The organism is Streptomyces sp. NPDC002730 (assembly GCF_042888805.1).
Taxonomy (GTDB): Bacteria; Actinomycetota; Actinomycetes; order Streptomycetales; family Streptomycetaceae; genus Streptomyces.
This window is the reverse complement of record NZ_JBIAQG010000004.1, coordinates 186,337-211,798: the sequence shown is the minus strand read 5'-3', so window position 1 is coordinate 211,798 and position 25,462 is coordinate 186,337. Positions and strand designations below refer to the sequence as shown.

Sequence of the window (25,462 nt, the reverse complement as noted above, 5' to 3'; positions counted from 1 at the left end):
GCTCGACACCGCCCATGAGTTGATACGGTGCGCTCGCTCAGCACTTTCACGCGCGTTCAGCTGACGCGCCGCCCTGCCGCCCCCGGACCCTGCGCGGCCAGGCCAGTGCATCGCAGGAGCGCGGGGGATTTCATGGACGACATCGATGTGGTCACAGCAAGCCTGGAACGAGTCAGACTCCGGGCCGGCCATGTGGTGCGCTACTTCTACGCGCATCTCTTCACCCACCATCCGCGGCTGCGCCCCCTGTTCCCCGCCGCGATGGACGACCAGTACGAGCGGCTTTTCGCCGCGCTGGTACAGGTCGTGGAGCATCTCGGCCACCCCGCGCTCCCCGCACACCTGCACCGACTCGGCCGGGATCACCGCAAGTTCGGGATATCCGACGAGGACTACACCGCCGTGGGCGAGAGCCTCGTCGCCGCCATCCGCTACCACAGCACACACACCTGGGACGACCGGACCGAGAAGGCATGGCTGCGGGTGTACGGATTCGTCGCCGCGGCCATGACCGGCGGAGCGCACAGCTCGCTCGGCGCGAACGAGCCGGCGTGGTGGGACGGCACTGTCGTCTCTCACCGCCTGCACGGCGGTCACACGGCCGTCATCCGCGTCGCCCCTTCCGCCCACTACCCGTGGCTGCCCGGCCAGTACGCCACGATCGAGCACCCGGATCTGCCGGGCGTGTGGCGGCCCTACTCCCTGGCCGGCCGCCCCGGCCGCGGCGGTGTGCTCGAGTTCCATATCGGCCGGGTCGCCGAAGGCCTGCTCAGCAATGTCCTGTGCGACGGCACGACGTCCGGCCACACACTGCGGCTGGGCGCCGCCTCCGGATCCGCGCTGACCCCGCCGTCCGGCACCCCGGCCGTCACACTGATCGCCGCCGGCACGGGCTGGGCCCCGGTCAAGGCGGTCCTGGACGAGTTACTCGCCCGCAGGCCGGCGCCTCGTATCCGTATCGACGTCGTCGCCCGCGGCGAGGCCGACTTCTACGACGGCGGCTCTCTCGTCGACATCCTGCGCGCCCACCCCTATCTGAGCGCGTACTGGTGGTACGAGGAGCGCGGCAAGGGCCGGATGAGGGCCGCGGAACGTCTGCACAGCAATCTGAGCGCGCGCCGCGGGTGGCCCGGCGAAACCGTCTACCTCTGCGGTCCCGTGATGTTCGTGCAGGAGACGGCCGAACTGCTCCACGACTGCGGTCTGCCTGCAGAATCGCTTATCCGCGATCCGCTGCCCGCGTCGGTGCAACCGCGCGGATACGTCTCCCACGCGGAGCAGTTCCTCGATCCACCGCCCGTGACCTGGATCGATCCGGACGCCCGTACGCGCCCGCTCGACCTCCCGGCGCCGCAGGCCCATCCCGAACCTCAGCCCCTGCACCGGCCCGCGCCACCGGACAGCAGCGGCGGCTGGTTCCAGCCGCACGGCGCGGTCGGACGGGTCTGACCGCCCGCTCCGCCCTCACTCCCCCGTCGCGGAACTCCGTACGGAACACGGAGCAGCGGCACCACCGGGGAGGGTGGTGCCGCTGCCGTCCCGCTGCGCGGAGGAGTCGGGTCAGGAGGCGAGCCAGAGCGCCGGAACGTTCGGCGGCTCCCATGTGACGATCGAGGTGTGGGCCTGGCGGCAGGCGTATGTGATGCCGTTGTAGAGCACCTGCTGGCCCACGCCATACGCGACGCCGGGCGCCCAGGTGGTGGTGCCCGGCGGATCCGGGTCACCGGGGTCGCCCCCGCCGGGGCAGGCACCGAAGATCTCCATCTCCCAGAGCGAATGGCCGTAAGGCGTGCCGCGGGCAAGCCCGTTCATACGGACGTAGCGCGCCGTTCCGGTCACGGCAAGGTCGTCGATTCCGCCGCCACCGAATCTGTCGACCGGTGTGGTCCAGTTCGATCCGTTGGTGGACAGCTGGATCTGGTAGTGCGAGGAGTACGCCGCCTCCCAGTTCAGCCGCACCCTCGAGACGGGCTGTGCGGAGCCGAGGTCCACCTGTAGCCATCCGGTGTCGACATGGGCGCTCGACCAGCGGGTGCCGGTGTTGCCGTCCACGGCGTACTGCGGGCCGAGGCTTGCGTTCTCGATGCTGGAGGAGGTGGCGGGCTTGTTCTTGGAGAGCAGCGGACCGCAGGTGGGCGGAGCCGGATCGCCGGGATCGCTGCCGCCGCCGGTCTTGGAGAGCACCCGGACGTAGTCGACGACCAGAGTGCCTCCGGAGGCCGTCGAGCCGGTGGGGCCGCCGCCCATCTTCGCCGGGAACTCGCCGCCGATGGCGAGGTTGAGGATCGTATAGAAGCCGTGGTTGAACGCGGCGGCCCAGGTACCGGCGGAAATCTGGGACTGGTTTACCGCGTGGAACTGCCGGCCGTCGAGGTACCAGCGGATCTCGTTGGGCGATTTACTCTTGTCCCACTCGACGCGGTAGGTGTGCATGCCGGTCTGCAGACTGGGGCTTCCACCGGGCGTGTTGGCGCTCCGGCCGTCCTTCTCGTTGCACTCGCCGCCGGGGCTGGTGCCGCAGTGCATGGTGCCCCATTCGGTGTTGAGGCCCTGCACGTTCTCCATGATGTCCATCTCGCCGACGCTCGGCCAGTTCCACAGATTGCCGCGGTACGGCTGGCCGAGCACCCAGAACGCGGGCCAGTAGCCGAGGGCCGCGCCGCCGGTGACATTGGGCAGCTGCATACGACCCTCGAAGGCGAGTACGCCGCCGGCCGGTGCCTGGAAGTCGTCGCGGGCGGTCTCGATGCGGCCGCTGGTCCAGTTGCCGGCGCCGTCGCGGAGGGCCCTGATGTTCAGATTCCCGCCGGACTGGAAGACGTTCGCCGTGCTGGAGGTGTTGTTCTCGACCTCGCCGGTGCCCCAGTTGCCGGGGCCGCCCGGGATGGAATGGCCGGTGCGGTAGATCCAGTTGCCGCCGAGGCCACCGGAGCCGTTGAAGTCGTCGAGGAACACCTCGGTCCAGCCGGCGGGTGGCGGCGGGGCCGCGGCGACGGCGGCGTGAGAGCCGGTTGCGCTGACCGTGGAGGCCGCGACCACTGCGAGGATGCCGGCCAGCGCAGCCAGAATTCTGGTGCGTAACCGGACTCTCAGCGGTGGCGGCAGAGCGGAATGGGCGTGCGGGAAGAACCTCATGGCTGCCTCGTCCTGTCGGACCACGGGAAGGGAGCGCGGGGATTCCGGATGCTTCGGGATCGGCCGCGAGGATTCTTGAGAGCGCTCTCAATCAGGCTGGGGACGTGATACCGCTGCGCCGCACACCTGTCAACGGGTTGCGTCGTCCGCCGTCAACACCGGCGGAGTTCCCGGGTCCCCGAACCCCCACAGGGAAACACTTTTCGGCTTTCGATCAGGAACAAATGGGTGTATCCCGGATACATAGCGGTGCATGCTCGTACACGCTCCGGCATCGGGCTGCTCGTGGCCGACGGCGAAAGGCCGCCTCATGCAAACAGCGCCCGGCGGAACCCCCAGGCCTCCGCTTCCGCAGTCGTCCGCGGTCGGCGAGAAGGGACTCAAGGGCAGCGCGCTGGGTCTCGTCTCCTCCGTGGCCATCGGCCTCGCCTCCACCGCCCCCGCGTACAGCCTGGCCGCCACGCTCGGCTTCGTCGTCCTCGCCGTCGGGCTCCAGTCACCGGTCGTGGTGATCCTGGGATTCATCCCGATGTACTTCATCGCCTACGCCTACAAGGCGATGAACGCCGTGGACCCCGACTGCGGCACCACTTTCACCTGGTCCGCGCGGGCCTTCGGACCGCATACCGCGTGGATGGGCGGCTGGGGCATCATCATCGCCGACATCATCGTGATGGCGAACCTGGCGCAGATCGCGGGCCAGTACGGATTCCAGCTGGTCGGAGCAGATGGCCTGGCCGACAGCCGCGGCTGGACTGCTCTCGCGGGCGTCATCTGGATCATCGTGATGACGGCCATCTGCTATATCGGCATCGAGATCTCCGCGGCCCTGCAGAAATGGCTGCTCAGCATCGAGCTCCTGCTTCTCGCCATCCTCTCCGTCATGGCACTGGTGAAGGTGTACGGCGGCAACGCGCCGCCGGAATCGCTGCACGTGGACGCGGCCTGGTTCAACCCCTTCGAGATCGGCTCCGCCAGCTCCCTGACGCAGGGCGTCCTGCTGGCCGTCTTCATCTACTGGGGCTGGGACACCGCCGTCTCCGTCAACGAGGAGACCGCCGACCGCGAACGCACCCCCGGCCGCGCCGCCGTCATCTCCACCGTTCTGCTGCTCCTCATCTACATCCTGGTGACCACCTCGGCGCAGGCCTTCGCCGGGATCGGCGACAAGGGCATCGGCCTGGCCAACCCCGACAACGCGGGCGACGTTCTGGGCAGCTTCGGCGACGAAGTGTTCGGCACGGAAGGATTCGGCGGGTTCCTGGCGAAGATGCTGGTCCTGATGGTGCTGACGTCGGCCGCCGCCTCCACGCAGACCACGATCCTGCCGACCGCCCGCACCAGCTTCTCGATGGCCACACACAAGGCGCTGCCGGCGGTCTTCGCCCGCGTCCACCCCCGCTTCCTGACACCCACTTGGTCGACCGTCGTCATGGGCATAGCGTCGATCGCCTTCTACGCCGGGCTGACGGCCATCAGTGGCAACGTCCTGGAGGACTCCATCGCCTCGGTCGGCCTGGGTATCGCGTTCTACTACGGACTTACCGGCTTCGCCTGTGTGTGGTACTTCCGCAAGGTCCTCACCCGCAGCGCCGCCGACTTCTTCATGAAGGGCCTCCTCCCCGCACTGGGCGCCCTGATGCTGCTTGGCCTGTTCTGTTACGCGGCCTTCCACGTCTACTCCGACCCGGCGTACGGAACCACCGTCATCGACCTGCCGTTGCTCGGCAGGACCGGCGGCGTGTCCGTCATCGGCATAGGCGCCCTGGCACTGGGCGTTGTCCTGATGCTCATTCAGCGGGCAGTGCAGGGCACATGGTTCCGTAACCCCGACGTGCCCGTCAGCGTCGCGTCCAAGTCCTCGCCCCAGTAGGCCACTTCCTTCCGGTGACGCCCGCGTCGCAGCCCGGCCCGCCGTGGAACAAAGCGGCCATTCATCATCAACAGGACACAAGGCGGCGCGCCGATGCCACGCCCATTCGGCTTGTTTCCCACCGTGGATCGAGTTTTCCTGTGAAGCGCTCGTGAATTCCCCTTCATATTCGATCAGCGATATCACTCTCAGCACGTCAAATCACCCCTCATTGCCCCCGGAGCCGGTGATGGCCGGATGACCGAATCGGTCTCTTGACCCACCGTTGAGATGCAAACCAGACTCCCCAGAGGCACTCATGCATCAGGAGCCACAAGCGCAGGCACATGCCGATGGCCCTGCGAGACCGATATCGCACGGGGTGTGCGACGGGGGAATGCAGTGGAGAGCGCGTATGCGTGCTCAGTACATACGCGCGTCCTTCACATCCCCTCCTCATCTCTTGGTGCGCGAAGGGAATGGAGGGGGAATGCCGACGCACATGGGCTATCCCGGCGTTTACATCGAGGAACTTCCCAGCAGCATCCGTACCATCGCCTCGGTCACCACCTCGGTGACCGCGTTCGTGGGGCACACCCGCCGGGGTCCGCTCAACCAACCCGTGCGGATCACCAGCTTCGCGGACTTCGAGCGTCGCTTCGGCGGACTCACCTCACAGAGCGCTGTCAGCTACGCAGTGCACCAGTTCTTCGGCAACGGCGGCACGGTCGCGGTGATCGTCCGCGTGGCCAAGGCCGGCACCGGCGAGGAAGCCTGTGTCACGCTCAACTCCACCGAGGGGCACAGCGAGTGCCCGGTGCTGGAGGTGCACGCCAAGGAGCCCGGCGTCTGGGGCTCGGGCCTGCGGGTGGCCGTCGACCACGACACCCCGACTCCGGACAGGACGTTCAATCTCCAGATCCTCGACGCGCGCGGCGGGGCCCGCGAGTCCTTCACCGGTCTGTCGATGAACTCCGGCCACGGCCGCTTCGTGGAGACCGTCGTCAACGCGGGCTCCTCGCTCGTCCGCGTGAAGGCTCTGGACGAGGACCGGCCCGACCCCTCCGGCACTGTCTCCAAGCCCTTCGCGGCCGAACTTCCCAATCTGAACGTCGAGTTGAAGGTCAAGATCGGCGATGTGGAACGTGAGTTCACGCTCCACGACCCCGACCACGACGACGAGCCGCCGAGCGATGTCACCGAACTCGCCCTCCTGCTGGAGCGCAAGCTGCGCGCGCTGCCGGACGCTCCCGGCAAGCACGCCTTCGCCGGCGCCGAGGTCACCGCCTTCGGCCGGCGCATCCAGGTCGTCGCCGGATCCGTCGACCCCGACGACGTGGTCCGCTTCGTCGGCGAATGCGCCAACGACCTGGGCCTCGAGGCCTCGGTCAACCCGCCCGTCTTCCCGCTGGAGGGCGGCAAGGACGGCGACCCGCCCGGTCCGCGCGACCTCATCGGCAGCGAGGCCCGCAAGACTGGCGTCCAGGCGCTGCGCGACGTGGACGACGTCAACCTGCTGGCTCTGCCCGAGCTTTCGGCGTACGAGTCCACCGAGGACATGGTCACCGTACTGTCGGCGGCCGAGCAGCTCTGCCGGGAGCGGCGGATCTTCCTGCTCGTCGACTCGCCCTCGACCTGGGGCAGCGTGGATGCCGCACGGGCCGGGATCGGCGCTTTCGAACCCGTACGCAGCAACCACGCGGCCCTGTACTTCCCGCATCTGCAGCTCACCGACCCGCTCACCGGACGGCTTCGCTCCTTCCCGCCGTCGGGTGCCATCGCCGGCGTCGTCGCCCGCATCGACGGCGAGCGCGGCGTGTGGAAGGCGCCGGCCGGAACCGAGGCGCGGCTGGCCGGTGTCCGGTCGCTGACCGTCAAGCTGACCGACCGGGAGAACGGGCTGCTCAACCCGCTGGGCGTGAACTGCCTGCGCACCTTCCCCGTGGTGGGTCCGCTGGTGTGGGGCGCGCGCACGCTCGAGGGCGCGGACGCGCTCGACAGCGAGTGGAAGTACGTGCCGGTGCGCCGGCTCGCGCTGCATGTCGAGGAGAGCCTCTACCGCGGTCTGCAGTGGGTCGTCTTCGAGCCCAACAACGAGCAGCTCTGGCAGCAGATCCGGCTGAAGGCCTCGGCGTACCTCAACGACCTGTTCCGGCAGGGGGCGTTCAAGGGGGGCACGCCGCGTGAGGCGTACTTCGTCAAATGCGACAAGGACACCACCACCGACGCCGATATCGACGCCGGAGTGGTCAATGTCGTGATCGGCATCGCGCCGGTCAAGCCCGCGGAGTTCGTGATCGTCAAGATCCAGCAGGTCGCCGGGCAGTTCGACCTCTCGTAACCCTAGGAAAAGGAACACGAAGGAAACCGATGGCTGAGTTCCAGATAAACGCCCATCGCTTCGACCCGTACAAGAATTTCAAGTTCCTGGTCCTCTGGGACGGTCGAACGGTCGCGGGCATCAGCAAGATCAGTCCTCTGAAGCGCACCACCGAGGTGGTCAAGCACCGCCACGGCGGTGACCCCAGCTCACCGCGCAAGTCGCCGGGCCGCTCCGAGTTCGAGGGCGTCACGCTCGAGCGCGGCGTCACCCACGACCCGGAGTTCGACCGCTGGGCCAACAAGGTGTGGCAGGTCGGCGCCGGGCTCGGCTCGGAGGTCTCGCTGCGGGACTTCCGCAAGGACATCATCATCCAGGTCCTCAACGAGGCCGGACAGGTCGCCGTCTCGCACAAGCTCTACCGGGCCTGGGTCAGCGAGTACCAGGTGCTCGGTGAGCTGGACGCCAACGCCAACGCGGTCGCCATCCAGAGCGTCAAGCTCGAGTGCGAAGGCTGGGAGCGGGACTACGAGGTGGAGGAGCCGGTCGAGCCCTCCTTCACCCATCCGGCCTGAGCCCCGGCGGAATGCACCGGAGGAGTGAGGGATGACGCCGACGGGGCCGGCCGAGCTGCTCGCCACCTGGGAGGCCGGGCTGGCACAGCACGAATCCGGGAGGTCCCTGCTGCTGCACCGGGCGGCCCGCCCGGGGGCAGGCACCGACGAGTTGCTGTCGATGCCGGTCGGCGAGCGGGAAGCGGACCTGTTCGCGTTGCGCCGGGCGCTGTTCGGCGAGCGCATGCAGGTGCGTGTCGAGTGTGCGTCGTGCGGCGAGGCCATGGAGTTCGGCCTCGACGCGACATTGCCGGGCGCCCGGACGCGGACACCGGACGGGCCGCTGCGAGTGGAGGAGGACGAATGGGTGGTGGAGTTCCGACTGCCCACCGTCGCCGACCTCGCGGCGGCCGGTGCGGTGCCGGATCCGGCGGCGGCCCGTCGGCTGCTCGTGGCGCGCTGCACGGTTTCAGCCGTACGGGGCGGGGAGGCCGTCCCTTCGGAGCGGCTGGCCTCTCTCCTGCCGGAGCGCGTACAGCAGCGGCTCGCCGAGACGGCGGCGGAAGCCGACCCGGCGGCCGATGTGACGCTGAACGTCGTCTGCCCCGAGTGCGGTGAGGCCACCCCGGCCGAGCTGGACATCACCTCCTATCTGTGGACCGAACTGGACACCTGGGCACGGGACTTGATGCTCGATGTCCATCTGCTCGCCACCGCCTACGGGTGGAACGAGCCGGAGATTCTGGCGCTCAGCCCGCTGCGGCGTCGTTACTACCTGGAGCTGTGCGCAGATGCCTGACTATTTCGACCGGCTGCTCGCCCGGTACACGCCGGTGCCGGTGGCCGGTGGTGGCGCCGGCACGGCGCGGGTCCGGCCGCGGCTGCCCGGCCCGTTCGAGCGGGTCGAGGCGCTGCGGAGCGGTCCGCCGGAGCCCGACGCGCCGGCCGCCCTGATCCCGTCCGCGCCGGGGCCCGCTTTCGGACCGGCCGAGTCGGTCCGTCAGGAGCGGGAGGTGCGGACCGACAGGCACACGGTCGTACGGACCGAGGCGGCCCGGCCCGGTGAGCCCGAGCGGCCCGCGGTCCAGGCCGTACCGCGTACGGAACCGCTGCTGCGGCCGGCGGTGCCCGCGTCGCCGGCAACGCGTCCGTCCGCTGCCGACATCCCGCGCTCGGGCCGGCGGGCGGCGGCGCCCGCGGAGTCCGACGCACCGCGCCACCTGCCCGGGCCCGTGGCGCGCGCCGCGGACCCCGCTCTTCCGGTGGTTGCGGCACCGGCCCGGCCCCGCGGCGCCGACACCGCCACCGCCCGTGGCGCCGCGCTGAACGGAGTGGGACGGCGCGCGCCCCGGCCGGCCGAGCGCGTCGTACACATACAGATCGGCCGGCTGGAAGTGAGCGCGGCACCGCCACCCGGCGCGAACCGCCCCGACACCGGCCGCCCCGACCACACCGGACGGCGCGCGCCCGCACTGACCTTGGACGACTATCTGTCGCGCGGCGAGAAGAGGGACTGACGTCATGAGCAATGGACTTGCCCTCGCGACGGTCACCCAGGCCCTGGCACTGCTGATCGAGAGCAATCTGGGGCCCGAGATGGACATCGCGGTCAAGGTGGAGACCCGCAAACCGCCGGCCGAGCCGCCGACCGAGCCGACGATCAATGTCTTCCTGTACCAGGTCACCCCGAACCCCTCGATGCGCCACACCGACCTGCCGACGCGCGCCTCGGACGGGACGCTGCTCAAACGCCCTGCCGCGCCGCTGGATCTGCACTATCTGATCAGCGCATACGGGGAGGAGGCGGAGCTGGTCGGGCAGCGGCTGATCGGCTGCGTGATCCGGACCCTGCACGAAATCCCGGTCCTGCCAAAGGAGTTGATCGAGCTCGCCGCGGAACGCCCGTACCTGGCGGGCAGCGACCTTGCGGCGTCTGTGCAGAAGGTGCGCTTCACGCCGACGGTGATGGACATCGACGAGACGTCCAAGCTGTGGGGGATGCTCCACCAGACTCCGTACACGCTGTCGGTGGCGTATCAGGCGTCGCTGGTCCTGATCGAGGGCCGCGAGAAGCCGGTCCCGGCGAAGCCGGTGGAGCAGCGGACGGTACGGGTGCTGCCGTTCGGGGCACCGGGAGCGCCGGTGCCGCCGGGAACCACGCCGCCGGCCGAGGAGCCGGCGCGTGCCGAGGACGAGACCGAGGCCGCCGGGGCGGAGACGGCAACCGCTGAACCGGGCGCCGGGAAGAAGCGGGCCGCGACCAGGACGGCACCGTCGAAGACAGCACCCTCCAGGACTGCGCCGTCCAAGAACGTCCAGAGCAAGGCCGGTGCGAGCAAGGCCGCGGCGTCCAAGTCCACCGTCTCCAGGCCGGCGGCCAAGCGGGCCGCGCCCGCCTCCCGTACCGGCAAGGACTCCGGCGCGAGTACAGACGGCAAGGAGAGCTGAGACACGGTGCGGGACACGGGGGCGGGTGAAGGCATGGGTACGTACGAGGGAACCGGTCCGGGCACGGCGGACGCCGGTGCGGACGGCCGCGCGCTGGCTGCGGCCGTGCGGTCCGTCCTCGCGCGCATCGACGCCCATGCACAGCGCGCGCAGCACCGGACCCGGACGGCGGAGGGCGGCGCATCTGCCGGATCCGGTGCAGCGGCCGGGGGCCCCGCAGCGGACGCGGCCGTACCCGTACCCGTACCCGTACGCGAAACCGACGTCCCGCCGGGGAACGACCGGCGCGCGCACACCACCCCTGCCACGCCCGACCAGTCGCGGCCCGCCGCCGCGCCCGAGCTCACCGCACCCCGCACCTCCGCACTCGCCGCCTCCGGCCCCGCCACCCTGGACGCGCTCGTCGCCTGCTTCGGGCTCAGCCCCTTCGAGCGCGACATCGTCCTGCTCGCCGCCGCCGCGGAGCTGGACCCCACCACCGGCGGCCGTTGCGCCGCCGCGAGCGGCGATCCGGACCGGGCGCATCCCACCTTCTCGCTCGCCCTTGCCGCGCTCGCCGACCCGCACTGGAGCGCCCTGACGCCCGTCGCTCCACTGCGCCGCTGGCGGCTCGTCGAGCTGGACGACGAGACCCGGCTGACCACCTCGCGGCTCCGCCTCGACGAGCGCATTCTGCACTTCCTGGTCGGCTCACCGTATCTGGACTCCCGGCTGCACGGGCTGTTGCGCCGTACGACTGTGCCGGAGTCCCTGCCGGCTTCGTACGATCTCGCGGCGAGCCGGGTCGCCGCGGGCTGGGCGGGAGCGGGCCCCTACGCACCACTCCGCGTCGAGCTCGTCGGCGGCGATCTGCGCAGCCGCACCGACATCGCCGCCGCGGCCGCCCGCCGTTCCGGTCTCGGCCTGTACGCGATGGCCGCCGACGACATGCCGACCGACCCGGCCGAACGTGACCGGCTGGCACGCCTCTGGCAGCGCGAGGCGATCCTGCTGCCCGCCGCGTTGCTTGTCGAGGTCGGCGACCTGGAACGCGAACAGGCCGCGGCCACGGACGCGTTCATCGAGAGCGCGGCCGTACCGCTCGTCGTCTCCAGCCCGGACCCGCGGCAGACCGCCCGGCCGCGCGGCGAACGGGTCACCGTCCCGGCTCTCGACACCGAGGAGCAACTCGGCGTGTGGGCGGACGCCTTCGAGGACGTGCCCGAGGTGTCCGAGGAGGACCTGAAGGATCTCGTCGAGCAGTTCTCGCTGCCGCCGCATCTGATCAGGTCCGCCGGCGCGACCGTCGTACGGGATCTGCCCGGTGAGGACGAACTGGACGCCACCGGGCTGGCCTGGAAGGCCGGGCTCACCGAGGCGCGGATGGGCATGGACGAGCTCGGCCGGCGGATCGAGCCGCGTGCGACGTGGGGCGATCTGGTGCTGGCGGAACGGCAGTTGAGGATCCTGCGTGAGGTCGTCGCGCATGTGCGTCAGCGGGCGACCGTCTACCAGGAGTGGGGCTTCGCCGCGACGCTGCGCCGCGGCCTCGGCGTCACCGCGCTGTTCGCGGGCGGCTCCGGTACCGGCAAGACGCTCGCCGCCGAGGTGATGGCGAAGGAGCTGGGCCTGGATCTGTTCATCATCGATCTGTCCCAGGTGGTCAGTAAGTACATCGGTGAGACCGAGAAGAACCTGCGCAAGGTCTTCGACGCGGCCGAGCGCGGCGGCGCGCTGCTGCTCTTCGACGAGGCGGACGCCCTCTTCGGCAAGCGCAGCGAGGTCAAGGACAGCCATGACCGGTACGCCAACCTCGAGGTCAGCTATCTGCTGATGCGTATGGAGGCGTATCGCGGACTGGCGATCCTCACGACGAACATGAAGCAGGCCCTGGACACAGCCTTTATGCGCCGTATCCGCTTCGTCGTCGACTTCCCCTTCCCCGGGGAGAGCGAACGCGCCGAGATCTGGCGGCGGGTGCTGCCCGCGCGGGCGCCGATGAAGGGCGTCGATCCGGAGCTGCTCGCCCGGCTGACCGTGGCGGGCGGCTCGATCCGCAATATCGCGCTGTCGGGCGCCTTCCTCGCCGCGGAGGAGGGCGACCGGCTCCAGATGCGTCACATGCTGGAGGCGGCGCGTACCGAATACCTCAAGCTGGACCGCTCCTTGACGCCTTCGGAGGTCCACGGATGGGTCTGAACGAGGCACCGCGCCCTGCGGAGCGCACGATCCGCGTGGACATCGGCGAGCTGGTGCTCGACGGGTTCGAGCGGCTCGACCCCGACCGGGTGTCGGCCGCCTTCGAGGCTGAGCTGGCCCGTCTCGTACGGGAGAGGGGTGTGCCGCTGGCTGCTGACGGCGGCCAGGCCCTCGACTCCTTGTCCGGGCTGCCGCCGCTGCCGGCCACCACATCGCCGGGGCGGCTCGGCGAGGCGCTGGCGCGTGCGGTGCACGCGGGTCTTTCGGGGCGGGGTGAGGCGCAATGACTACGTCACACGCCCAGGACGCGCAGGCGGCGCAGGCCGAACGGCGGCGCAAGCGCAAGGAGCGGGCCAAGTCCCGCACGCCGGAGCCGAAGAACATCGTCAGCGGAGCCGGACAGCCGCTGGACCTGAGTGTACGGCGGGAGCTGGAGGAGCAGCTCGGGCACGACTTCAGCCGAGTGCGGCTGCACACCGACCGGGACGCGGGCACGCTCACGGAGCTGCTGGGCGCGGACGCGGTCGCGGTCGGCCAGGACATCTTCTTCCGCGAGGGAACGTACCGGCCGGGCACGGCGGACGGACAGCGGCTGCTGGCCCATGAGTTGCTGCACACCGTGCAGAACCCGGACGGTCTGGGCGCACTGCGGGCGGGCCGCGATCTGGGTGCGGTGAGCCTGCCGCAGCAGGCGATGGAGCGTGAGGCGGAGTCGGCGGCGCAGGCCCTCGTACGGGACGGTGAGCAGGCCCCCGAGGTGGAGCCGGAGCAGTCCACGCCCGGCTGGCTGCGCTACGCAACGGTCGACGCCGACCGCAATCGGATGGAGAAGCTGGATCCGGCGACGCTGGTGGACCGGCTCGCGAACGGCGTGCTGCGTTCGCTGCGCGGCGACCCGGCGGACCTCTCCCACCGCGTACGCCTCCAACTTGCCCGGATGTCACCGGACTTGCAGGACTCGGTGCTGGACCGGCTGGAGGGGCGCCTCCTCTCGAACGAGTACGACAGGCTGCTGGACCTCACCGAGCAGGCCGAGGTCCTGCCCGTGGACCTCCAGCCGGCCGAGGTGCCCGAGCCGGAGGCGGACCTCTTCGAGCTGCTGGGTGTCGAGCGCACGCAGTGGAAGCGCAAGGAAGAGGGCGGGCGGAGTTCGAGGGACAAGCAGGCCGAGGACTCGCGCGAGGAGCAGAAGGACGCCGCGGCACGGGACGAGAAGCGCAGCGGCGACCGGAGTAGGGCGCGCTCCGACGCGGCGGCCGAGGACCAGGAGGCTGCCCAGCGCAAGGAGCAGGAGGACGAGCGGGCCCAGTCCCGGCAGCAGGCCGCGCAGGAGCAGCGGCAGGAAGAGGAGCAGCAGGGCCAGGACCGTCAGCGGGTCGACGAGGCCGCCGACGAGCGTGCGCAGGGCCAGGCGGACGGCGCCGAGCAGACCAAGGAGGAGCGCAAGGAGCAGCGCGACCGGGAGGAGCAGGACCCGGAGCAGGCGAACGCCCCCGGCGCCGACAAGCGCAAGCGCAAGGACGACGCGAAGAAGCCGGCGGACGGGTCGAAGCAGGAGAACCTCGACCCGAAGGCGAAGGGGCAGCCCGGTCCCGTACGCCCGGAGAAGGTGGACGAGCGGGCGGAGCAGCGGGACAGCGCGCTGTCCGAGCACGGCCTCCACGAGAAGGACGAGGACGAGGACGAACTGCGCGAGGAGGAGAAGCCGCTCGGGCTTGAGGCGGGCGCGGACAGTGAAATCGGCGGTGAGCAGGACGGCAACCGGGACAAGGGCGGTGCCGCCAAGGGCGGGCCGGAGCTGAAACCCGAGGACTATCTGCCCGACGCCGACCTGGACCTTTCCTCCGTACCGACCGCCGACCGGATGACCCCCGGCGCCGCGGAACCGTCCGTCCCGTCCTTCCCTTCGCCGCCGCCGACCAAGGCAGAGCGGGTCGAGCAGCAGCGGGAGAACGAAGCCAACGAGGAGGACGAGGAGTCCGCCGAGCCCGAGGCGAAGGCGCCGGGCGAGGACGTGGGTTCGGTCGAGGGCGAGGCGCCGCAGCCCGAGGGCGGACCCGCGGCCCAGGCCCAGGACCGCAGCACCAAGGACCTCCAGCCGGACAAGCCGACCGACCAGGAGGTCGGCCCCGACCCGGAGACCACCGAGAAGGACCAGCAGGAGCCCGAGGCCGAGAAGAAGGACCCCGCGCAACAGCAGGAAGACGGGGCCGCGAAGGACGAGGACTCCGGTGACGGCGAGGAGAGGCCGGACGCCAAGGATACGCAGGACGAACAGCGGGAACTGAAGGAGCGCGGACATCAGGAGCAGCGGGGCGAGCAGGGGCAGCCGCAGGGCGCTGCCGCCGCGTCTTCGGCGCCGGATACGTCACCCGGCCCGGCGGCGTTGCGGCCTGCTGGTGCGCAGACGCAGAAGGCGACCGCCGAGGACCGTAACCCCTCCCCCGCCGCGCGGCGCGACGCCGAGCCGCCCAAGTCCGAGCGGGAAGCGGCCGGGCCCAAGAGCCGGATCCCCAAGGAGACCGGCCCCGGTGCGGCACCCCGTGGCTCGGTCGGCGCCGGCGAGCAGGCCGGTCCGACGGCCGCCGCGGGACCTGGCGCGGCCCCGTCCGCGGCACAGGCGGCGGTCAGCCCTGCAGGCGAACAGACCGACAGCCCCGGCAGGATGGGCGCGCCCGCACCGGAAGGTGCCCAGGCTGCTCCGGAGGCGTCGCTGGAGAAGGACGGCGGCGGCTGCGCCCCGCTGGAGCCCGCGGCGGAGAAGGAGGAGGGCGGCGGCAGCTGCGGCGGAGGCGGCGGCGGGGCGGCTCCCGAGGAGAAGCAGGAGGAGCCTCCGGACGTCTCGGGCCAGGATCCGAAGGCCGCGATCAGTACGGTCAGCAAGCTGGCGCCGGACCAGGCGGCGGCCGCAATGCCCGGTGTGGACGCCGCCGCGGACAAGAAGGTCGGCGAGGAGCAGCAGCGCCTGGACGCCAACCCGCCGAAACGGGAACGTCCTTCGGGCGCGCCGCAGACTCAGTCGGGCCCCCCGGAGGCGGCCGCGCCTGCCGCCGAGGTGACGGGCAAGGTCGAGAAGCTCGGGCCCGAGGACCGCATCGAGAAGCAGAAGGCCAAGGGCAGTGAGAAGGCGGAGGGCGCGAAGCCCACCGACAACACTCCCCCGCCGCCGGCGCCCGTGGCGGACAAGCTGACCGCGGAGGAGGCGAAGAACGTCGACGCCGCGGCCGACGCGGTCCCGACCGTCGACCCGGAACTCCAGAACAAGACGGTGGGCCCCGCCCCCAAGATCAGGCTTGAGGGCGAGAGCGACCCGAAGCGCACGGACGACCAGGCCAAGGCGCTCAAGGAGAAGCAGACCGACATCCAGAGCACGGGCCGTGAGGACGCGGCCAAGCCGATGGGTGAGGACCGGATCTTCCCCGACGCGCCCCAGGAGCAGCTGGTCGGCAAGGCCGTGGGCCGCGCCGGCGGCAAGGGCGGCAATCTGGCTGCCTCGCCCATGCCCAAGCCCGGCGTCGGCGCGGTCGCCAAGCAGGAGCGCGGCTCGGAGATTCAGGGTGCGGCGGGCCAGGCGCAGGGCGATCTGGTCGCCAAGGAGAAGGAACAGCAGCAGGGCGAGCAGCAGGCCAAGCAGGAGAAGCAGACCGAGATCGACCGCGAGGTCACCCAGAACGCGGAGAAGCAGACGGCCGAGCGCGGCCGGGCCGCCGATGAGGCGCAGCGCGAGCGCGAGGGCTGGCGCAACGAGCAGGACCAGAAGATCGAGGACGCGGACAAGGAGTCCGAGAAGGAACACACGTCCAAGAACAAGGAGATCGTCAAGGCCCGCGACGACAAGGACAAGGAGGTCGGCGACAGGAAGGACAAGGACAACCAGCAGATCGACACGGAGCGGGAGAACGCCGAGAAGGAGGCCGAGAAGAAGAAGGAGGAGGAGAAGCCCTCCGGGGGCTTCTTCGGCTGGGTCGCCGACGCGGTGAAGAGCGCGTTCAACGCGATCCTCGACGCGGTCACCGCAGTCTTCGACGCCGCGCGCAAGGTCGTCAACGGCATCATCGACACGTTCAAGGAGTGGGCCAACAAGGCCATCGACTTCGTACGTGACCTCGCCATCAAGGCGATCAACGTGCTGGCGGACGCGCTGATCGCGATCGGGGACGTGCTGCTGGCGGCGTTCCCCGAACTGCGGGACAAGTTCCGCAAGGCGATCGAGGGTTTGCGCGACAAGGCGATCGCAGCGGTCAACGCGCTGGCGGACGGCCTGAAGAAGGCCGTGAACGCGCTGCTCGACGCGCTTGCGGCGGGACTTAATGCGCTGCTCGATGTGCTTGAGGCGGGCATCAAGGCCGTCATCAAGATCTACCAGGCGGTCATTCTCGGCGCGATCAAGTTCGCACAGGCGGCGATCGAGGCGCTGGGCAAGTTCGCGGCGCTGATCGCGGACATCGCGCCGGACCCGGGCGGCTGGATCAGCAAGGCCGGCAGCTCGGCGAAGGCGGGCATCAGCGATCACCTCTGGGGCGCCATCAAGACGGGCGTGAAGCGGTGGTTCGACACCAAGGTGGAGGGCATCCTCGGCCTGGGCAAGGCCGTGATCAACGTTCTGGTGAAGGGCTGCGTCTCGATCAAGCAGATCGGGAAGATGGCGTGGGACGCGATCATCGCGTCGCTGCCGATGATGATCGCGTCGCTCGTCATCGAAAAGGTCGTCTCGATGATCGTCCCCGCGGCGGGCGCCATCCTCACGATCGTCCAGGGCCTGATGGCGGCCTGGCAGAGCATCAGCTCGATCCTCTCGGCCTTCAGCAAGTTCTGGGCCTACTTGAAGGCGGTCAAGGCGGGTCCGGCGGCGTGCCTGTTCGCGGAGGCGGTCGCGGCGGGCGTCGTGGCGCTGCTGGACTTCATCGCCAACTTCTTGATGATCCGCCTCGCCGGCGCGACGAAGGGCGTGGGCAGACGTCTCAAGACGATGGCCGAGAAGATCATGAAGGGCCTGAAGAAGACGGGCAAGGGGGCGAAGAAGGCGGCGGGCGACGCGGTCAACAAGGCGCGGGGTGCGGTGCGCAGCGCGAACCAGACCCTGCGCAAGCCGCCGGTGGCCCCGAAACCGAAGACGAAGCCTTCCCCGAACCCAAAGGCCCCGCCCAAGCCGAAGGACACGGCGACACCGAAGTCACCCGCGAAGCCCCAGCCGACGCCAACGCCGGCGAAACCGAAGGACACGACGCCGGGTCCGTCGAAGGACAGGACATCCGACAAGAGCGAGGGTCCGGCGAAGGATAAGGACAGCACGCCCCAGACCCCCAAGAAGAAGAAGGAAATCGAGGGCCCGAAGCCCACCAAGCCCAAGAAGCCGAAGTCTCCGCTGGGCAACGCCCTGGGCAAGGCGAAGAAGGCCGTCAAGTCGGCCTTGACGAAGGTCCGCAACGCGGCGAAGACGCTGGGCAAGAAGCTAAAGAAGAGCAAGCCGGGCAAGGCGCTGAAGAACAGCGCGTCAAAGCTGCGCAACGTCTTCAAGAAGAAGCGCGACCAGCTGCGCACCAACAAGAGGAACCAGCAGGACCAGAAGAAGCAGAACCAGGACAAGCAGAAGAAGGACGAGAAGTCCAAAGAGTCCAAGGAGGCACGCCTCCGCAAGATCGTGGCGAGGATCAAGCCCCGTCTCACGTCACTACTCGGCAAGGGTGTACGCGATGGAATGTTCCGGGGCCTGCTGACCGGAATGCGGATGTGGTACCGACTCAGCGGGCTCTCCCGTGCCGGCGGAACATCGTTCGACGTAGACGCCGTCCTGAACCCTCGACTTCCGGCCGTCGAAGAAGGTCGTGAATTGCAGGACTCGGACCTTGACGCGCGCGTCATGGACTACGTCAGGCAGGCCTTGAAGGAGGGCAAGGGCGGGAACAACCTGCTTGACGTCTATCAAAAGATGGAAGGTGACGTCGAGTTCAAGAAGAGGAGCACCCCGGAGGGGACCGAGACCAACTACACCGTGGGCGCCAACCAGTCCCTTGACTTCACACGAACGAAGGGACCGCAGAGCGACAAATCGGGACTGATCACCGTTGACCGGCACCCCGATGAGCCCAGCCTGGGAGATTTCGGTCCGTATTCCAATATGGCCCGGGCGGCTAATGACCAGGAGATGGGTAACGCCCTCGGCAGCCAAGGCATGAAGATCCTCAACAACGAGGATTCCTTGGAGAGCTTCGGCGGGCGACGCCAGCTCCCGGCCCAGGTGGCCCTCACGAGGTCGCTGGCCGAGGGACTCCGTACGGATGGTTACATGCTGGCCGTCGCTCCGGCCGAGCTGCGTCTCGTCGAGCTGGGGCAGCGCTCGCCCGATGATGTACTCCGCAATGGATCCTTGACCCAGTCCGGCGCGAACCGACTCACCAGCCCGATTCGTGGCTTCCTGTCACGCACCGGAAACGCGATACGGAAAATGGCCAAGATTCGAAACGGCCAGACGGTCAAGCGCAACAAGAAGCCACTGACGCCGCAGGATCTGATCGCCGACCTGAACAAGGAGGCGGCAAAGCTCAAGACGGCCAATAACAGCGAGCACAGGAACAGGGCATGGTTGGCCAGGAAGCCGAAGGTCACCGGGGTCGACGACAACGGAAAGAAGAACTGGGATGTAAAGAAGAGCGACATCACCGATGATGAGATCGCGGAGCAGAGGCAGAAGGGTGGCTCCTCGGAGGGTGAACTGCGGAAAATGCGGGACACCATCGTCGACCTACTGCTGGCCGAGGGCGTTCTGACCACCGAGCAGTACAAGAACAAGCGAGTGGCAGAGCTCGTGGAAGGCGTGGACAAGCTGTTCGGCGACCGGGAGTGGCTGTTCAATGTCTACGGCCTCAAGTGGTGACCGAAGCAAGGAAAGCGGAATGCCGGAGAATCCCGAATCATACACTTCTCGCCGCCTGATCCTGAAGGACTGGGGCAGCGAGGAGGAAGTCATGCAATTCGGCGCCGAGGGAAATTGGGAGGTACTGGAGGACGACTCGTTCGACATTCCCGAAGGGATCGTTCGCAATGTGATGTGGCGTGTTGCCCCCGGTATCGTCCTGCAGTATGCGGTCGACAGCCGCTCACGGTGCTCCGTTTTCGTCATCATCGGTTCGCCTGAGGATTCCGTGCAACGGCTTCAGGAGTCGATCGAACGTAATTTGCAGCCGTGGACACTCAAGGAACTCAATACAGCAGTAGACCGAGCAGAAGGCAGGGAAGATCTGTACCGAGCCGTCCTGCGGGCCGGCGTGGGGGCGCCGAGGGAATTCGACAGGAAGTTCTTCAAACGCATCAAGAAATCCATCCTCGACAGCGACGCCCGCATTCGTTCGGCCGGTATCTGGGCCACCGCGTATTCCCGGTGGCCGGAGTTCGTCCCCCTGCTCACGGATGTCTCCCAACAGGATCCCGTCGAATCGCTGCGGCGAGATGCGCGGATCATCCTCGATCACTACGCAGAGTAGGAACCCCCATGGCCCGCTACGCAGACATACCCAAGCCCATCCGCTCCGGCATCGTCGTCGACCCCAGCACATCATGCGACTCATTCGCTTTCGAGGAGACTCCGACACGTGGTGGCCCGCGATCTTGGATCGGTTGTCTGCCCAGGGGGACCGCCCAGATGACTGGTAATCAACTCGTCGGGGGCGAGAGGCAGTCCGCGTAAGCCATGGACAGGGGAACAGCAACACCGAGTGGAGACTGGGAGCGATGCGCAGCCCAACGGACATCGAGCAGCAACTCTTCAAGACGCAGCGGGAGATCGAGGAATGCCCTCACTTCAGCGTGGACCGGTCCGCGACCGGCGAGCTCGGCGACTGCTATGAGGAATCGCCGGCTCTCTTCCGCTATCTCCCCGACTGGCAAGGAGTCGTCCTGAGCCGTGAGCTATGCATCCACAGCCCCCGGATCACCGAGATTGGCAACCGGTGGCGCACCAACTCTGCCTCCGGACTTCCCGAATTCCATGGGGAGTTCCGTGTGACGGATCTCTTCACGGCAGTTCTCAAGCATCCGCCGGATCTCTCCTGGTCGGGGTCGACCGATGTGGAACGTCAGTTGTTCGCCCAGCTGCGCGTCATCGACGACACCCCGGTCGCCGCCACCGGGCAATTCGCGGCCATCCGGATCCAGCCCCATGTCGACCCGCTGGAGATCTGGTACTACGACATGGACCTCAACAGAGCCGAAGGCTGGGACAGGCAGTACGTACGTCTGGACCTCACCTACACCGAGTACATCCAGCAACTGGCCCTCACGAAAGGCACCTTCGGCTGGCAGTACTTGTTCACCGATGAAGTCTCTCTCGGCGAACCGGACTTCAAAGCTGTGCGAACACAGCTGACGACCATGCTGGATGTGTTCCCCGTTCTCTTTCCCGCCTGGGATTACACCGAGCTCGCCCAGCGTCTGGAGGCCCGGCTGTGAGTGATTGCATCGTGCTCCAGCACCACGAGCGGGGGCGGAGAGCCAAGGCGGACTTCGACATCCGGCTGATCCTCAAGCATGCGAAGGCGGAACCCTGCGTCATCAGAATCGCCGAGATGAATGACTGGGATCTGCGGATCATGGGAAATCGCAAGGCTGAGGTGTACGTGGACAAGTGGATCACTTCCGACGGCCGGGCGGAAATTCACTACGTCGAGGACCCAATGACTGGACTTCCGTTTGTCACCTTCCGGGGCGAAGGATCCGACGATGCTGCGCAACTGGTAGGAGAGTCATGCCATCTATGGGCTTTCCAAGAGGCGCTGGACACGATCGACAGTGCGCAGAACCGTGATGACCGACTGACGGCAATCTATGCAGCGACACTTACTGCGCCCGAGCGCGAGGTGGATTCATTGGTCGAGACGTTTCGCTCGCTTGCAACCGACCCTGATCCAGGAGTTCGGCAGTCAGTGGTGGTGGCGACCGGTTATCTTCCGTGGCCGGCGCTGGTTGAACTAGTCCAACACCTTGCCGAGACGGACCCCGTGGACCACGTACGGCACAACGCCCAAGTGCTGCTTGAGGGTTTCAATCTCCATGGCGACGCGAACTGACCGAGGGAGCATCATATTGCCTGCGCACCGGGACCTGGTGGACGCTTTCGAAGGCGAAGAGAATGTCATCACCGTCAAGGCCGATGAACTGAGCCGTGTCGGAGTGTCCCCTACGGACGTTCAGAGCCTGTCCCAGGTCGGGGACGCAGACGATGGATACGTCGGCCTGTTCAAATTTTTCAATAACGGCCCCGAGGCTGACATCGTCAACAGCACCCTCGACGACTTCATCGAGTTCCTCCGCCTCTTCGGAATGCGCGCCAAGATGCGAAGTGAGGTCTCGGCCGATGAGCTGCGTGAGTACACGAGTAATGTTGCTGCCTACCTCAGGGAGCGGGACTCATTCGCCTTTGAGGCATCCGACAACTGGTGGTCCTCGATCCTGGACCGCCTGCACCAGCAGGAGGCAAATGCCCAGGGCGACTATCAAGAGATCATTGGGAGGTGATGATGAAGACCAGCTATCTGGTGACCCTGGACGAGGAAGCCGACCCCCAGCTCCATTCGTTCCTTGCCAGTCAAGGAGCAACACCTGAATCACGGTTCGGCGAGTGGCGTGTGCCAACCGGCTCCCGGGGTTCGGTGAAGGAGGAACTGCATCGGACGGGCGTCGAGTTTCGTCTCCGCTACGAATTCTCGGCCGAGTCGACCGACCACGTGGACGAGTTGGCCGCCTACGTGGGCATCGACATACTCACAACGTCCCGCATCACCTCTTCCCACCCCATTCTCGCCAAGGCCCCGGAGGGAGACTCCCTGATCGCCAACACAACCATGGTCGATCTCCTGGAACCAGTGACCTCCGACCTGGAATGGCAGCGACACGACGGAACTATCGATGACCTGTGGTCGCTCACATTGGCGAGCGAGCTGCCCGATCCCATCCACACGCCTCACGCGTTTGCCACTGTTCAAGGCGGAAACGGACTGTGGATGGTGCTGGATGACGGCCGGTCCATCATCACGGACTCCGGCCTGAGTCACTTGCGCGTGTATGGGATTGCCTGGACCACAAGGAAATTGGTCCAGGGCAGAGTTCTTGCGCATCCGGCCATTCCCGTATTTGGTGGCCGCGTCCTCGACATCATCGACAAGCAGCACGTCGAGCTCGCGTTCGCTCCCCTCTATCTCCCTCACGAGCAGAGCTCAGTCGCCCCCTGGTAGCGCTCTCCCGGATTGGATCTCCATGACCCGCTACGCAGACATACCCAAGCCCATCCGCTCCGGCATCGTCGTCGTAGACCCCGAACGCGGCACCCCCCAGCGCATCATCGTGCTGCAGTTCAACCCGGACACCTTGGAGCGCTCACTCGCCCCCCAAGCCGCCGGAGGAGGTGGTGATGCCGGCGGAGGCGGCAGCGGAGGGGACCGTAACGAGGCTCTCCGGCTCAAGGGGCCCGCCGAGGAGAGCTGGAAGTTCACCGCCGAGATCGACGCCACCGATCAGTTCGAGGTCGCCGCTCCCGAGGGGATCCATCCCGAGCTGGCCACCCTCGAGATGCTCGTGCATCCCACCACCGCCCAGCTCCGCGAGGCCGCGCGGCTCACCAAGAAGGGGACCATCGAGATCAGCCCGATCGAGATGCCCCTGACGCTCTTCACGTGGGGGAGTAAGCGCGTCATGCCCGTGCGGCTCACTGAACTGTCGATCAATGAGTCCGCGTTCGACGTCAACCTCAACCCCATACGGGCAAGCCTCGGCATCGGCATGAAGGTCCTCAGCGTGAGTGATCTGCCGGCCGGGCATCGGGGTGCCGATCTGTATCTGGCGCATCTGGCGCAGAAGGAGCGGCTGGCCAGAGCGGCAAGAGGCGGGCGGCTGGCGGAACTTGGGCTGGGACGGGGGCTGTAGGACGTGATTGATCCTTACGAGAGTGCACTGGACGCGATCCCCGGGACACATCCGTATCCCCGGACCAGCCGGTATCACGACGCGGAGATCGGGGTTCACCAGCAGCCCGACGGCACCGAAGTGCGCTACACGAAGCGGCGGTTGCTGCCACCGCTCAGCGCGGACGCCGACGAGACCGCGCCCCACACGGTCAGCAGCGGCGAGCGCCCGGACCAGCTCGGGCAGCGTTATTTCGGCGACCCCGGCCAGTGGTGGCAGATCGCGGACGCGAATCCCGTTCTCGATCCGCGCGAGCTGACCGACGAGCCGGGACAGCAGACCGACATTCCACTGCCGGGTGGTTTCCATGGCTGATGAGCCCATCGGGAGCGGGCCCGTATATCTCAACCTCCGGATGGGGCCCAAGCTCACCCGTCCCGTGCCGGCCGAAGTGACCGAGGCGTTGCTGTCCGCGCAGATCACCATGACCGCCGGGGAACGGAGCGGGTTCCAGCTCGCCTTCGACCTGACCAAGAGAGGGCTGATCACACAGCGGCTGCTGCCCGAGGGGTTTTTCGATCCGAAGACCCGGGTGATCGTCACGACCTCGGTCAAGGGAACGCCGACCGTGATCCTGGACGGGCTGATCGTGCGGCAGGAGGTCGGTGCCAGCAATCTGCCGGGGCAGACCACGCTGACCGTCACCGGGGAGGATCTGACCCTGCTGATGGATCTCGAAGAGCGGACCGACCGCTATCCGAATCTGGCCCCGGCCCAGCGAGTTGACCGGATTCTGCGGAGGTACGCCGACTACGGCATCGATCCCTGGATCATCCGTGAGCAGATCCATCAGCCACCCCGCGAACAGCTCCGCGTCGACTACCAGACCGGCACCGATCTGCAATATCTCAATGAGCTGGCCAGGGCGAACGGTTACACCTTCTACCTCGACCCCGGCCCCCGGCCGGGCCGGTCCACCGCCTTCTGGGGGCCCGAGCGGCGGCTGGGGCAGCGCCAGCATGCGCTCAACGTCAACATGGACAACAACTCCACCGTCGACCAGCTGACCTTCTCCTACGACGGGACCGCCCGCGAAGAGCCGCAGGCGCGAGTGCAGGACCCGAGGACGCGCGACACCCGGTTGCTGGCGCAGCCCGATATCAGCCCGCTGCGGCCACCCCTCGGCCGCCGCGCCTCGCCCGCCCTCAAACGCAAGACTCTTTCCGGTACGGCGAAGAAGGAACTCGGGCAGGCAGAGGCCGAGACCCTGGCCCGGGCGGCGACCTCCGCGGATGCGATTTCCGGGTCCGGCTCGCTGGACGTCAATCGGCATGGATATGTGCTGCGGCCGCGGGAGTTGGTGGGGGTTCGGGGTTCCGGCGTGACGTACGACGGCGACTACTACGTCAAGTCCGTCACCCACAACCTCCGCCCCGGCTCGTACCAGCAGAACTTCACGCTCTCCCGCGAGGGCCTGATCGCTCGCAGCGACACAGTGCGTCCGTGAAGACGTAAGGACCAGGAGAACTTCGCATGGCTGCAGGACCGAACAACCGGTTTCTCGGCAAGTTCCGGGGGCGGGTGATCGACAACAGGGATCCGCTCAAGATCGGCAGGATCATGGCCCAGGTGCCGGACGTGCTGGGCGACGAGGCCTCCACCTGGGCGTTGCCCTGCCTCCCCTTCACCGGGCGCCAGGCCGGTCAGTACGTCGTGCCGCAGATCGGTGCGGGCGTGTGGATGGAGTTCGAGCAGGGGGACCCCAGCTTCCCGATCTGGACGGGGTGTTGGTACGGCGATGAGACCGAGCTGCCGCCCCGTGCGCGCGCCGAACTGCCCGCCTCCCAGCCGGTCGTGATCCAGACTCCCGGCGATCACAAGCTGGTGATGTCGGACGTGCCCGGCGGTACGGGGATTCTGCTGGAGGCCAAGGGCGGGGCGTACATCCAGATCGACGAGAAGGGCGTGACCATCGGCAACGGCAAGGGCGCCTCGATCGTGCTGATCGGCGACCAGGTCAACGTCAACGAGGGCCGGCTGATCGTGCCGAAGAAGCGATGAGGACAAGGACCAAGGAAACGG

The 25,462-nt window shown here is 68.0% G+C and carries 20 protein-coding genes; 19 read left to right on the top strand and 1 reads right to left on the bottom strand.

Annotated features, from left to right (window positions below; genetic code table 11):
- Window positions 1-132 precede the first annotated feature (132 nt).
- Entirely contained in the window at window positions 133-1,449 is a 1,317-nt protein-coding gene (locus tag ACFYXH_RS12135) for a globin domain-containing protein (protein ID WP_389561982.1), read from the top strand.
- A gap of 111 nt (window positions 1,450-1,560) precedes the next feature.
- On the opposite strand, the gene ACFYXH_RS12130 is transcribed toward ACFYXH_RS12135, so the two are convergent.
- Entirely contained in the window at window positions 1,561-3,135 is a 1,575-nt protein-coding gene (locus ACFYXH_RS12130; protein ID WP_389561981.1) for a discoidin domain-containing protein, read from the bottom strand.
- Between the two features lie 310 nt (window positions 3,136-3,445).
- Here ACFYXH_RS12130 and ACFYXH_RS12125 point away from each other — a divergent pair, with 310 nt between their 5' ends.
- The 18 genes from ACFYXH_RS12125 to ACFYXH_RS12040 all read left to right on the top strand — a co-directional run bounded on the left by ACFYXH_RS12125 (window position 3,446) and on the right by ACFYXH_RS12040 (window position 25,441).
- Window positions 3,446-5,008: an APC family permease gene (locus ACFYXH_RS12125; protein WP_389561980.1), complete on the top strand. Its 1,563-nt coding sequence runs from the start codon at window positions 3,446-3,448 to the stop codon at window positions 5,006-5,008.
- Between the two features lie 469 nt (window positions 5,009-5,477).
- Complete coding sequence (locus tag ACFYXH_RS12120) at window positions 5,478-7,328, top strand: phage tail sheath family protein (RefSeq protein WP_389561979.1); 1,851 nt, start codon at window positions 5,478-5,480, stop codon at window positions 7,326-7,328.
- A gap of 29 nt (window positions 7,329-7,357) precedes the next feature.
- Window positions 7,358-7,882, top strand: a complete 525-nt coding sequence (locus ACFYXH_RS12115; RefSeq protein ID WP_030352235.1) for a phage tail protein — start codon at window positions 7,358-7,360, stop codon at window positions 7,880-7,882.
- A gap of 31 nt (window positions 7,883-7,913) precedes the next feature.
- Window positions 7,914-8,660 (top strand): hypothetical protein, encoded by a 747-nt coding sequence (locus ACFYXH_RS12110; protein WP_389561978.1) that lies wholly within the window; start codon window positions 7,914-7,916, stop codon window positions 8,658-8,660.
- Entirely contained in the window at window positions 8,653-9,378 is a 726-nt protein-coding gene (locus tag ACFYXH_RS12105) for a hypothetical protein (protein WP_389561977.1), read from the top strand. The genes ACFYXH_RS12110 and ACFYXH_RS12105 overlap by 8 nt, the downstream gene beginning before the upstream one ends.
- Before the next feature lie 4 nt (window positions 9,379-9,382).
- Window positions 9,383-10,309, top strand: a complete 927-nt coding sequence (locus ACFYXH_RS12100) for a DUF4255 domain-containing protein (protein WP_389561976.1) — start codon at window positions 9,383-9,385, stop codon at window positions 10,307-10,309.
- A 33-nt stretch (window positions 10,310-10,342) separates the two neighbouring features.
- Entirely contained in the window at window positions 10,343-12,487 is a 2,145-nt protein-coding gene (locus ACFYXH_RS12095; RefSeq protein ID WP_389561975.1) for an AAA family ATPase, read from the top strand.
- Window positions 12,478-12,774: a hypothetical protein gene (locus tag ACFYXH_RS12090; protein WP_327321668.1), complete on the top strand. Its 297-nt coding sequence runs from the start codon at window positions 12,478-12,480 to the stop codon at window positions 12,772-12,774. The genes ACFYXH_RS12095 and ACFYXH_RS12090 overlap by 10 nt, the downstream gene beginning before the upstream one ends.
- Window positions 12,771-19,361: a DUF4157 domain-containing protein gene (locus ACFYXH_RS12085; protein ID WP_389561974.1), complete on the top strand. Its 6,591-nt coding sequence runs from the start codon at window positions 12,771-12,773 to the stop codon at window positions 19,359-19,361. Before ACFYXH_RS12090 ends, ACFYXH_RS12085 begins: the two co-directional genes overlap by 4 nt.
- 19 nt (window positions 19,362-19,380) lie before the next feature.
- Window positions 19,381-19,968, top strand: a complete 588-nt coding sequence (locus ACFYXH_RS12080) for a hypothetical protein (RefSeq protein ID WP_389561973.1) — start codon at window positions 19,381-19,383, stop codon at window positions 19,966-19,968.
- A gap of 247 nt (window positions 19,969-20,215) precedes the next feature.
- Window positions 20,216-20,932, top strand: a complete 717-nt coding sequence (locus tag ACFYXH_RS12075; RefSeq protein ID WP_389561972.1) for a hypothetical protein — start codon at window positions 20,216-20,218, stop codon at window positions 20,930-20,932.
- Window positions 20,929-21,549 (top strand): HEAT repeat domain-containing protein, encoded by a 621-nt coding sequence (locus ACFYXH_RS12070; protein WP_389561971.1) that lies wholly within the window; start codon window positions 20,929-20,931, stop codon window positions 21,547-21,549. The genes ACFYXH_RS12075 and ACFYXH_RS12070 overlap by 4 nt, the downstream gene beginning before the upstream one ends.
- Window positions 21,550-21,586: 37 nt before the next feature.
- Window positions 21,587-21,997 (top strand): SUKH-4 family immunity protein, encoded by a 411-nt coding sequence (locus tag ACFYXH_RS12065; RefSeq protein ID WP_389561970.1) that lies wholly within the window; start codon window positions 21,587-21,589, stop codon window positions 21,995-21,997.
- A 2-nt stretch (window positions 21,998-21,999) separates the two neighbouring features.
- On the top strand, window positions 22,000-22,713 hold the full coding sequence (locus ACFYXH_RS12060; RefSeq protein ID WP_389561969.1) for a hypothetical protein: 714 nt from the start codon (window positions 22,000-22,002) through the stop codon (window positions 22,711-22,713).
- 22 nt (window positions 22,714-22,735) lie between these two features.
- Window positions 22,736-23,401, top strand: a complete 666-nt coding sequence (locus tag ACFYXH_RS12055; protein ID WP_389561968.1) for a hypothetical protein — start codon at window positions 22,736-22,738, stop codon at window positions 23,399-23,401.
- Window positions 23,402-23,404: 3 nt separating this feature from the next.
- Window positions 23,405-23,755, top strand: a complete 351-nt coding sequence (locus ACFYXH_RS12050) for a hypothetical protein (RefSeq protein ID WP_389561967.1) — start codon at window positions 23,405-23,407, stop codon at window positions 23,753-23,755.
- A complete protein-coding gene (locus ACFYXH_RS12045) occupies window positions 23,748-24,887 on the top strand; it encodes a hypothetical protein (protein ID WP_389561966.1) in 1,140 nt (379 codons plus the stop codon). The genes ACFYXH_RS12050 and ACFYXH_RS12045 overlap by 8 nt, the downstream gene beginning before the upstream one ends.
- A gap of 26 nt (window positions 24,888-24,913) precedes the next feature.
- On the top strand, window positions 24,914-25,441 hold the full coding sequence (locus ACFYXH_RS12040; RefSeq protein ID WP_389561965.1) for a phage baseplate assembly protein V: 528 nt from the start codon (window positions 24,914-24,916) through the stop codon (window positions 25,439-25,441).
- The last annotated feature ends 21 nt before the right edge of the window (window positions 25,442-25,462 follow it).